At 46.5% G+C, this 6,083-nt stretch carries 8 protein-coding genes; 3 read left to right on the top strand and 5 right to left on the bottom strand.

The window, feature by feature from the left end; translation table 11 throughout:
• Both H6G89_RS36560 and H6G89_RS34190 read right to left on the bottom strand, forming a co-directional pair.
• Positions 1-176: response regulator transcription factor (locus tag H6G89_RS36560; protein ID WP_339384502.1), on the bottom strand; the 176-nt coding region annotated here is incomplete at its 3' end.
• A 130-nt stretch (positions 177-306) separates the two neighbouring features.
• Entirely contained in the window at positions 307-990 is a 684-nt protein-coding gene (locus H6G89_RS34190) for a sensor histidine kinase (protein ID WP_190514480.1), read from the bottom strand.
• Positions 991-1,081: 91 nt separating this feature from the next.
• On the opposite strand from H6G89_RS34190, the gene H6G89_RS34185 reads away from it, so the two are divergent.
• Positions 1,082-1,462 (top strand): PadR family transcriptional regulator, encoded by a 381-nt coding sequence (locus H6G89_RS34185; protein ID WP_255519573.1) that lies wholly within the window; start codon positions 1,082-1,084, stop codon positions 1,460-1,462.
• 59 nt (positions 1,463-1,521) lie between these two features.
• Here the strand turns inward: H6G89_RS34185 and H6G89_RS34180 are convergent, their stop codons facing one another.
• Positions 1,522-2,502 (bottom strand): ParB/RepB/Spo0J family partition protein, encoded by a 981-nt coding sequence (locus H6G89_RS34180; RefSeq protein ID WP_190514478.1) that lies wholly within the window; start codon positions 2,500-2,502, stop codon positions 1,522-1,524.
• Positions 2,489-3,274: a nucleotide-binding protein gene (locus tag H6G89_RS34175; RefSeq protein ID WP_309230168.1), complete on the bottom strand. Its 786-nt coding sequence runs from the start codon at positions 3,272-3,274 to the stop codon at positions 2,489-2,491. The genes H6G89_RS34180 and H6G89_RS34175 overlap by 14 nt, the downstream gene beginning before the upstream one ends.
• 304 nt (positions 3,275-3,578) lie before the next feature.
• Between H6G89_RS34175 and H6G89_RS34170 the strand changes: the two genes are divergently transcribed.
• Positions 3,579-3,917, top strand: coding sequence for a hypothetical protein (locus H6G89_RS34170; RefSeq protein WP_190514477.1), 339 nt, complete (start codon positions 3,579-3,581; stop codon positions 3,915-3,917).
• 353 nt (positions 3,918-4,270) lie between these two features.
• Here H6G89_RS34170 and H6G89_RS34165 read toward each other — a convergent pair whose 3' ends face one another.
• Positions 4,271-5,269 (bottom strand): tyrosine-type recombinase/integrase, encoded by a 999-nt coding sequence (locus H6G89_RS34165; protein ID WP_190514476.1) that lies wholly within the window; start codon positions 5,267-5,269, stop codon positions 4,271-4,273.
• Between the two features lie 568 nt (positions 5,270-5,837).
• Between H6G89_RS34165 and H6G89_RS36555 the strand changes: the two genes are divergently transcribed.
• Positions 5,838-6,083, top strand: a 246-nt coding sequence (locus tag H6G89_RS36555; RefSeq protein WP_190514475.1) for an IS1 family transposase, incomplete at its 3' end; no start/stop codon positions are given.

Here is a 6,083-nt window from a genome sequence, read left to right as displayed (position 1 = left end):
ACATCAGGTTGATGTTGTCGGAATTGTTCAACAACCTCTCTACCATTGCTAACTTGGGCAACAACGTCTATGCAAGGCTTCGTGTTGAGCACTGCCGCCAACCCATCTCGGACGACCGGGTGGTCATCTGCCACAAGAACACGGATAATTTTTGATGGAGGGTGAGCAACTACCATAGTTAGAGGGCTGAGGTGGGAGAAGGAAAGATTCTATAATTCTCTCTGAGAAACCTGAGAAAGCCACGACAAGTTCAACTTTTCTTAGATCTTTAACAAGCTTTAGTCGATTTATCTATGAGTTAAAGTTCTAGGCGATCGGTAAATTCACCATTATGGCTGTACCGCGTCCTGGTTGGCTAATGATGGTGAGTTGAGCACCAATTAAGCTAGCTCTCTGCTGCATCCCCTGTAGCCCAAAGCCAGATGGGGGTGGGTTTTGGGAGTCAAAGCCACAGCCGTCATCTTGAATCTCGATCGCAATCTGCTCTGAAGCGTAAAGCAATTGCACTTGTATTGCGTGAGCGTTTGCATGACGGATAGCGTTCGCTAAAGACTCTTGCACGATACGCAGTAAGTGTCTGCCAAATTCAGGGTTAATTGGATAAGGCTCGCCTTGCGACTCAAAATGAATTGGCATGGGAGAGCTAACGCTGAGTTGTTCGGTGAAGTGCTGCACTAACCCAAGCAGATGGCTGTATTGATCACTATCCTGCTGCAAGCACCAAACTGAACGCCGCGCTTCTACCAGTCCACGTTTACAGAGGTCTTGGGCACGAGTGAAATGGATTTGTGCTTGATTGGAATCAAGGGGGTTGAGGGCAGTGAACGCTTGGAGTTGCATCAGCACTCCAGCGAAGTCTTGAGCCAAGGTGTCATGAACTTCAGTGGCGATATAAGAGCGTTCCTGAAAAACCGCCGCTTGTTTTGCCTCTTCTGCTAATCGTGTTAATTGAATGGATAAAGCGGCTTGTTGAGCTAGTGCATACAACAATTCACTGCTCTGTTCATTGATTGGATTTGTATGGGTAAATGGGTAGTGTTTCAGATCTGTTGCTACTAACCCCCGGCTGTCGCCGTCCCCCTTGGTAAGGGAGACTACAGGGGGTCTTACAGAGGTTATCAACAGGTTTGGAACACCACCTGTTTATCCAACGCTTCAGATGTTGGAGAATGCGGGATATCTAACCAGTAAGGAAGTTGAAGGCAAGCGGGTTTACACGATCACCGAGAGTGGTAAACAATTCCTGGGCGATCGCCAGAGGCAGTTTGATTCAAGAAACGCCTCCGGTCGTTTTACAGATAATAAGCCTTCTGAATTGATTGAGTTGCGACAGACCTTAACCCGGGTCAATGATGCAGTTGCCCAGGTTGCTCTCAGTGGCAATTTGGAGCAAGCTAATCGAGTTCGTGAGTTGCTGACTCAGGTTAAGCGGGAAATTTACAAAATGCTGGCAGAACAGTGATAAAGAGCTACCTCAACCCTTACCGATGCTCCCACTGATGCTAAACGGCTGCTGAGTAATCAGGATAAAGGAGGATTATCCTCTATCAGATCTTCAATCTGCCCCAATAATTTTTCCAATTTTTGTCTCTTCCTGGCATCCTGCCATGCGGTTTGGGATGATCTAACTCGTTGATAAATCTGTTTTATACGAGCTACCGGATTGTTTTCGACTGGCTTTTTAGGTTTTACTGCTTTAACACAATCGCCAATCTCACGAACTGAGAGATTTTCAGCGATCGCTCGCTGTAGAAGCATTTGGCGTTGAGATTCATCTTTTAATCGAGCAACGGCTTTAGCATTGTTTGGTAAGATTTTCCCCTCTCGCACAGCTGCCAAAATCTCTGGGGGCATTCTCAACCAGCTTAACCGATGCTTGCAGAATGTACCCAAAGCAAGGTTAGTAACTGAGTTGTATTCTGCCATTAACTGGCTCCAAATCAGACCACTAACAACGTTGTTAGTGAGCTTACCCTGGCTCTCTTCATAGCCTCGATGAATTAAGCTGGCAACATGGTCAATCGACAAGTTGAGCCGCATTGACAGATGGCTTAGGACGATATCAGTTTCCTGAAGTTCGGTAGGTTTCGTAGAGTGCATCAAGCCAGCCGCGAAGATCGCATGAGCTACCTCGTCATTTGCTTCTACAATTCTTGCCAAAATTACAGAGAATTTTTTTCGTTGTGCTACTATCCATCGCTTATCTCCATTCAAGATCTCGTACTCCCCAGAAATCTCTGGGTGAGGACGAACGACAATCGGGTCAGTGATACCGATTAGATCAACGCTCTGTCCAAACGTTTCTAGCTCAGATTCACTATGACGACCAGCAGGTTGCCAACGACACCGATGGAGCTTTGATACTGGAATTTCCAGAATAGGGACCCCAGCAATTGCTTCATCCAACGTTTTGGCTGTTACTTTTCCGTTTTGTTCGATGGCGGCTACGGCAGCGGTTTCCTGCTCCTTAACTAGGCTTGCAATATTGCTAAACTTTCCCACTTGCGTATACCTCCTCAAGTGCTTCTTCAATCACAGTTTTGTAGTCTGCCCATGCAATAGCAGCATTCCGATCTCCTTTCACCAGGTTTACGGGAGTGCCATTGAGAGCCGCCTTTTCATAGGCTTTGTAGAAGCGAATTCTTCCTTTGAAGACGGGAATGCTTTGTTCTTCTAAAAACTCCCTGGCATCTCGTTCATCGGTTGAACCTGTATTGGTTGGAACCTTGGTCAGCAGAACCTTATGTTTTTTACAGCCAATTGAGGTGAGAACCTCAGTTGTCTCGACCAGGGCTTGTAGATCTAGAAACGTAGGGGGACTCGGCAAAACCAGAAGATCAGAAGTATCGACAAGATCTGCAAAATCTTCGTTGCTTGGACGGGCTTGCGTATCGATCACAATGTGAGCAAACTGGCTCCCATACTTGGGTAATTGTTTTTCTGAAATTACCTTGAACGAAGGAGACGTTGTTTGCTTTGACCATGCAATTGCTGATCGATTTGGATCACCATCAACCAAAACGGTATTAGCGAGAGATTGAAGATACGCAGCAACATGAAATGCAGTTGTAGTTTTGCCGACTCCTCCCTTCAAAGAGGCAATCGTAATAATCATAAATTCTGTTCCTTGCATGGGAAAAAATGTGCAAGTATTCAAAATTTTACAAGCGATTTGCAAGAAAAAATTAAAAGGACAATAAAAATTTGACACTTTCTCAAAAAAATGTTGTTTCTGATCCTCTTTACACCCTGCTACAGTTTCACTGTTTACCACCTCAACCCAAATTTCTATCCCACGTAGAACAGAAGAATGTGATGACTCAGGTAAAGTTACCTATGTAGTTCTGCTTGCAGGAGTAATTCTTGTATGTCTATGCTCAAGCTCAAATTGAGCGAACCCGCGATCCCCAAATGCCATCGTTTGAACCTGATCTCAACACATGAGTTGCTCCATTTTTCATAGGACCTGTTAATACCCATGTCGTTCGTCGTCGCAGTGCTTTGTATGAGACATGGCAAGAATCTTACGGCTCAGACTTTTCTTACCAGGAGTATTTCAAGTTTGATGAACCATTTGTGTGGCTACAAGCTACCAGTATGACCACAGGGCTTGCGCTATTTATGGCAGTGCTGCAACACCCTCAAGTGCGATCGCTTCTGCATCCTTTCCTACCTCAACCAGGAAGTGGACCATCGAGCAAACTATGAATGAGGGTTGGTTCTCCTGGGAGTTAGTGGGAACTGCCGTAGATGGGCGAAAAGTGCGAGGGTTGATTCGGGATAAAGGAGATCCAGGTAATCGAGCGGCAGTTAAGTTTGTCTGTGAATCCGCTTTAAGTTTGGCAGTCCAAACAGACGAGCTACCGGATGGTCAGACACGGGGTGGCGTTCTCACTCCGGCACACTGGGTTGGGTGATGTGTTGGCAGAAAGGTTACGTCGAACCGGGATGACTGTAAGCGTCATCTTTTAATCTTGAAGAGGGGTTCGAGAGGATCAAACCCAGCATTAGCGGGATTTACGAGGATATATCCAGTAACAATAGAGGATGAAGCAAAAAATCTTGCATTTTATAGTCGTAGCCATATTCAATGGGGCGAAGGCGAGTCAAAAAGCTTTCCCAGAATCAGGATTTGAGCTATTGTCTTTGCGCTAAGCTTTCTGACCAAAGCTATATGAGTTTGCTGAGCAAACAACAACTACAACCCATGATTGAGGATGTTCACCGTCGGTAATAGATATCCATCCTTAAATCAAAAGAGCTGTAGCATTCATTGTCCCTGCTCTAGTTGATCCGTTGCCTTGAGAAAAGCTCGTTTGGCTGCCAGCTGATTCTTGCGGTTGGTGTAGCGTCTAAAACTGCGGATATCTCGATGCCGCGATAACTCCATGGCTAGTGCAGTGTCCATCTCCAACTTGACAATCAAGTTCGTGCAGAAGGTATGTCGCCCACGATGCGCGTGTAAGTTAATTCCAGTGTGCTCAGCAAGCTGGTTCATCACTTCCTGGACTCCCCAATAAGTTAACCGTTTTCCTCGACTGCGGTTGGAATTTGAGACGAATAACGGACTTTGAGCTGTTATATCTTGACCTATTTTTACTGCCTGTGAGTGACGTTGCTGCACATAAGCATCCAAATCAGCCCGTGCTTGCCGCATTAATGGCACTTCCCCCACACTGTCGTGTTTTGCTTCTCGAACGGTGACCTGTTGTCCGTCGTAATCCTCGAAATTGAGGTTGATAGCCTCTTCCGCCCGCAAACCATGCAGCAATACCGAGAATAGGGCGCGATCGCGTACCGGATCACAACTAATCTCTGCGATCGCTCTATAAATCTGCTCCACCTCCTCATCCTCAAGTTCCTGGGATTGAGCTTGGGGTACTGTCTCCTGCTTGATTCCAGTCGTCGGGTCAGTGGAGATATATTCTGACTCCAGCATCCATTTATAAAAGGTTTTGAGGGTTCTCAGGATGCGGTTGACCGAATTAGGAGCCAGTTTCCGCTCCTGCACAAGAGACTGCTTAAACTGTGCCACTTGCCTGCGAGTGACTGTTGCCCAGGCTTGTTCCGTCCAGTCCATGAAATACTGCAAATCTCGCCGATAGGCTTGCTGGCTTTTGGGTTTGAGCGATCGCGCAGCGATAAACTCGTCCACTTTAGTTTGCCTGAGATCAGTAGGAGATCGAACTTCAGCAACAGGGGCATTGGCAACCTCCTTGCCACCAATGAGGGACACAATGATGGGATCTGGGACAATTGGGCGTTTCATAGTGCTCAGTGAGAAATGGGATGGGATAGACAAACCCCTGCTCTTTCGATTAAAGCGCGAGAGAAGGGGAATGGAACAGGTGGATCTGGTGCAACTTAGGATAAGCAATTATGCTTATCTCTCAAAATCTTATCCCCAATAATTGACCAATATCTGGGATAAGTGTAATCTCAGACAACTTGAGGATGTTGAATCGGGTCAATCGCTCAATGTGGCTCTATCCTCGCTAGAATGCCCCTTTCAAGGGTTGCTCTCAATTGGGGAACTGCTGAAGTTAATCACGAAGTGGCAATGAAATAGGGCAAAGCATCGGTGATCTCACACAACCGATGGGCAAAGCACACAATCGCCCCCTGGCGGATATCTCGAAGCGACCCCTTCGGGTATCTCGAAGAGCACGCCAAGTGGGGAATAAGAAACGATGCACAAGCTCAGGGCAAAGCACACCAGACCAGGGCTGTGGGGAAGAAGAGAGGTTCCCACAGAGGGGTTGGGTAATATTGGTGGTGTTCCAGACCTGTGGATTTAAGGCACAATCAAAGGTAACCTAATTACCTTAAGTCTGCCAATGGTTCGAGAACCCATCCACTGTCCTAGTTGTAATTGCACTAACATCGTTAAACACGGAAAGTCATCAAAAGGAAAACAACGATACAAGTGCGGCAATACCGATTGCCCCCGTTCTACTTTCCTCTTGCAATACGCTTATCAAAGATATTTGCCAGACGTTAAGCAGAAGATTAGCGATATGGCAGTCAACGGCAGTGGTATTCGGGATACCGCACGAGTCCTCCACATTAGCCCAACCACCGTA

The sequence above is a fragment of the Oscillatoria sp. FACHB-1407 genome (genome assembly GCF_014697545.1).
Classification (GTDB): domain Bacteria; phylum Cyanobacteriota; class Cyanobacteriia; order Elainellales; family Elainellaceae; genus FACHB-1407.
The sequence above is the reverse complement of the archived record's forward strand: the minus strand, read 5'-3'. Positions and strand labels throughout refer to the sequence as shown.